Genomic DNA, 4,618 nt, shown 5'->3' on the forward strand with positions numbered 1-4,618 from the left:
GGTACTACCTCGCCGACTTCCTCCGCCCGTTCGACGGCCCGGACGTCCGCGCGGCGCCCTCGAACGGTACGACGCGGAGGTCGAGCAGGAGCAGCGCGCGGAGCTGAGCCGACGTGCCAAGGGCGATCCGGTCCCCGAGGGGCGGGACGCCTTGGTCCGCTGGCTGATCGACCGGGTCGCTCGCAACCCGTACCAAGGCGACTTCATCACTGCCCTCGGGACGTACGGCGACGCCTCCGCGCTGCCCGTGCTGACCGCCACCCTCGGCCACGAGCACGGGGCGATGCAGGCCCGCGCCGACCGGGCGATCCAGGAGATCGGCGGGAACGCCGCCCGCCGCGCGGCCGTCCTCACCGTGCTCCGCGACCCGAACGCCGCGTACCGCCGGGCCGCCTACGCCGCCGGCCGGCTGGGACTCACCGAGGCCGTCCCCGAGTTGATCGCAGTCCTGCGCGGCGGGGCCCGGGAGGCCAGGGCCGCCGCCATCGCCGCACTCGCCCGCCTCGGCGCCGTCGAGGCCGTCCCCGAGATCGTCGCGCTGCCGAGGACCACCGGGGTCGGGATCCGCAGCAGGTACGACACCCGACTGCTCGCACTGCACCGGCTCGGCCCCGGCCCGGGCGCGGACCTGACCCGGGTCGAGGACCTGGCACTCGACCTGCTGCGCTGGAGTGTTCTCGACGTCCGCGGTCGCGGCGGCCCCGTGCTGCGCGATCTCGCCACCGACGTCCTGGCGCTCTGCGACTCCCCGCGCGCCACCGACCTGGTGGTCCAGACCCTGCTGCACGGCACCGTCCGGACCGCGCTGGTGCGCCCGCTCGCCGAACGCGGCGACCCCGCGCTGGTCGAGGTGATGATCCATCTGATCCACACCGCGCCCGACCGAAAGATCCGACGGTTGGCCACCGAAGGCATCCTGCGCGCCGCCCACCAACCGACAGCGGACCCCGACCGGATCGCGGAGCAGCTGGTCTGGCTGCGCGACGCCACCACCCGGGCCTGGCTCGAACCCCGTCTCCCGGAGCGGCCCGGCCGACTGGAGCGCCTGGCGAACGCCACCCTCGAGAAGGAGCCGCGGGCCCGCGCACAGGCCGTCAAGTCGCTTGCACTGCTGGGCACTCCGGCCGCCCTCGAGCTGGCCGCCGGGCTGCGCGAGGACCCCAGCCGGCACGTCCGGGCCTGCGTCGAAGGGGTGCTGCGCCACGTTCGGATCTGATGACGCCCCGTCGGCCGCACCCCACGGGTTCGGGCCGCCGAGCGAGAGCTCCCGCTGGACCCCGGGGCACTGCTTCACCGACCGTTCCGCTTGCCGGGGCTGTGCTGTGCCCGGCTGTACTTCACCTGCGATCGTTCCTGATGCGACCGTGTGGATGGGGAGTCGTAGGCTTCCAAAACCACGCGGACCGTCAGCAGGCCCGACTACAGACCCCACTTGAGGAGCGCACAGTGTTCGACCTTGCACCGGAGCACCCGTACCCCGACGCCCACCGGCCGGACGAGGCGCCCGCGCCGCACGCACTGCTGAAACCGGTGCTCGGGCTCCTGGGAACCTGGCGCGGCCGGGGCCGCGGCGGGTACCCGACGCTCACCGGCGAGTTCACCTACGCGCAGGAGATCACCTTCAGCCACGACGGCCGGCCGTTCCTCCACTACGAGACCCGGGCCTGGCTGCTCGATGCCGACAATGTGCCGCTGCGCCCGTCGGCCCGGGAGAGCGGCTGGTGGCGGCTCCAGCCTGACGGCAGGGTGGAGGCCCTGATCACCCAGCCCACCGGCATCGCGGAGATCCTGGTCGGCCAGGCGGACGGCACCGCGGTCGACCTCGCCACCCACGAGGTGGCGCTCGCGCCCACGGCCAAGGAGGTCAGCGCCACACGTCGGTGCTACACCCTGACCGGCGACGGCGCGCTCACTTTCGTCCACGACCTCGCGGCAGTCGGCCAGCCACTCCAGCACCACCTCTCGGCGCAGCTGTGGCACCAGGGCTAGTCCTGCAACGGTGCACCTGCCACGTCCTGCCCGCCCGGCCCGGTACCGCCTGAGGGCCGTCAGGCCGGCCCATCCCGTGGCCGGGCAGCGGGCAGCGGGCAGCTGGCAGCGGGCTGCGACCGTGCCGGGCTCCGGCCGAGTTGACGGCCGGTCGGGAATGATCGCCGGAATGCCTTTCTGCCGCACCGGAATTGCGCTGGAGGGTCTGCTGGGGATTGTTCGGGTGTGGTTTCGGCGGGCGGGGTTCGGTGGTGGCCGCTGTCCCCCGGCTGTCTTGCGGGAGGTGGGGTCCGGATGGGCAGTCGGTCCGTCGGCCGCCCGTCGGCCGCTGCCCGGGACGGCTGCGCCGGGGTCGCCCGGCCTGGTCCGGGTCGGGCCGTCGCTTGATCGTCCTGTCCGTCCGATGGACCAGGGCTGTCCGAAGGTGGAGGGGCACGGATGGCATCCGCCACTGTGCCGCCGGGGTGCTTCGCGGTCGAGCCGGGGCCTTGGGGTGCACTGTTCGTGCTGTGCGAGGACCTGGTGGCGGTTTTCGCGGGAAGCCCGTGCGTCGGGGACCCGGACGGTGACGGGTTCCTGGTGTCCGCGGGGCCCGAGCTTTGAGGACGTCGGCTGTTGCGGTCTGTCGGGCCGGGGCGGGATGAACCGCCGGTGCCCGTGCGGTGCGCCGGTGGGCACGGAGGTCAGCGATGCGTCACCCCGTACGAGTTGTGGGGGTCGGGGTTGGACCGCCGACTTGCCGGATGTTGTCGTGCTGTGACGTGTGCGGATGGCCCGGATTCCCTTGTTTGGGCGTACGACAGCCGTCCGCGGCAGTGCGCCGCGCCTCCGGGCTGCCGACCCCGGACTCGACTCCTCAGCTCTGTCCCACCTGTGTCTCATCCCGTCCGGCTTGTCCGTTTCGCCGGGACGGTCTCAGACCGTATCCCCAGGTAGGGGCGTTTTCCGTCCGGGCTGAGACAGGACAGGGATATGGCCCTGCAGCGGGTTGTCGGTATCCCGTCTCACCGAAGTTTGACCGACTGTCGGCGGGGGCTGGCATCGTGTGCGCGGTACATACACCCCCATAGAGACCGGAACCCCAAAATGCTGCCCACCATTGCCGACCGCGATGAGTACGCCGCGCTGAYCATCAGAACCGACTTCGGCAACGAGGAAGCCTGGCAGGCGGTACTGGCGGAGCTGTTGAAGCCGTGGGAGTTCGACAGCGGCGACGTCGAGCCCTACCTGCACGTTGTCGATGATCCGGCCTGGGCGGGAGCAACGGCTGACGACGTGATCGCCGCATTCTCCGGGGACGAGGAACTGAGCGTCGTCTTCCTGGCCGACCGCGTCACCATGGACGACCACGACCACGCGCTGCTGGCGGTGGCGGTGCTGACCAGGGAGGATTGTGAGAGCGACGAGGAGTTCGAGGCAGACAGCGGAGCGGTTCGTACCGTTCCCGCCGGCATCGGCGACATCCACGCGAACCTGTCGATCGCCAACCTGAGCTTCGAAGACGTCGTCGATGCCGCCCAGACTGACCCCGCCGGCGTCTTCCGGTCCTTCTAGGGCGCATTACGGCAGCCGGTCAAACTCCGCTGAGACGCCGTCAAACTTCCCGCACAGCCCGCCGCACGGAGGAGTCGAGTGGCCGCCATCCGGGCCGGTATCGACGCAGGCAAGACCCACCACCACTGCGTGGTGATCGAGGAGAGCGGCCGCTGGCTGCTGTCGCGACGAGTCGCCAACGACGAGCCGGAACTGCTCCACCTCCTCGCCGACGTCCTGGCCCTGGGCGAGGAGGTGACGTGGGGCATCGACCTCGCCGACGGTGGGGCCGCCCTGATGATCGCGGTTCTCTTCAACCACGGCCAGAGCACCTTCTACATCTGACACTGCTGACCGGCCATCAGACCCCTGCCGCCCTGCGCCGGCTGGGCACGAAACGACTGGAGACCTGGCTGCGGTACCGCACGTTCGTGGCGCCGGCCAGATCGCCCGAGGTGGCATTGGAGGCCGCCTCAAGCCAGCACACCACTGTTCCGGGCGAGAAGACGGCCGCCCGGATGGTCCACGCCCTTGCCGCCCAGGTCATTACTCTCAATCAGCAGGTCGCCCAGATGGACAAGGTCATCGCGGCCCGGTTCCGCGATGCCGAGATCCTCGCCAGTCTGCCGGGCCTGGGCCCCATCCTCGGAGCCGAGTTCCTGGCCGCCACTGGCGGTGACATGGGCGCCTTCGCCAGTCCGGACCGCCTCGCCGGCCTCGGCGGAGTCGCGCCCGCGCCCCGCGACTCCGGCAAGATCAGCGGCAACCTCCACCGCCCGCAACGCCACAACCGCAAGCTCCAACGCGTCTTCTACACCTCCGCGCTGATCAGCATCCGCTGCTGCGACGAATCGCGGCGCTTCTACGACCGCAAGCGCCACACTCAAGCCCTCCTCGCCCTCGCCCGGCGCCGCGGCAACGTCATCTGGGCCCTCCTGCGGGACCAACGCTGCTACTGAACTTGATTGGGTGATGTCGGAGCTGTTTGCCTGACGGCGGTGGCTCGGCTGCGGTAGCTCTGGGCTATGAGGTACGCGCAGGGCGGCGGGTTGACCGACGCTGGGAGGGCTGTCCGGGAGCGGGTGCGGCTGCAGGC

The 4,618-nt window shown here is 71.1% G+C and carries 3 protein-coding genes and 1 pseudogene; all 4 read left to right on the top strand.

Features of this window, described 5'->3' with window-relative positions; genetic code table 11:
- Positions 1-1,216, top strand: a 1,216-nt coding sequence (locus ACXJMZ_RS36705) for a hypothetical protein (protein WP_457034332.1), incomplete at its 5' end; no start/stop codon positions are given.
- 230 nt (positions 1,217-1,446) lie between these two features.
- Positions 1,447-1,989 carry an FABP family protein gene (locus tag ACXJMZ_RS36710; protein ID WP_457034333.1) on the top strand — a complete coding sequence of 181 codons (543 nt, stop codon included), beginning with the start codon at positions 1,447-1,449 and terminating at the stop codon, positions 1,987-1,989.
- A 1,086-nt stretch (positions 1,990-3,075) separates the two neighbouring features.
- On the top strand, positions 3,076-3,543 hold the full coding sequence (locus ACXJMZ_RS36715) for a DUF6924 domain-containing protein (RefSeq protein WP_457034334.1): 468 nt from the start codon (positions 3,076-3,078) through the stop codon (positions 3,541-3,543).
- 78 nt (positions 3,544-3,621) lie between these two features.
- Positions 3,622-4,481, top strand: a pseudogene (locus ACXJMZ_RS36720) (transposase).
- The last annotated feature ends 137 nt before the right edge of the window (positions 4,482-4,618 follow it).

It is taken from the genome of Kitasatospora sp. P5_F3 (assembly GCF_054049135.1).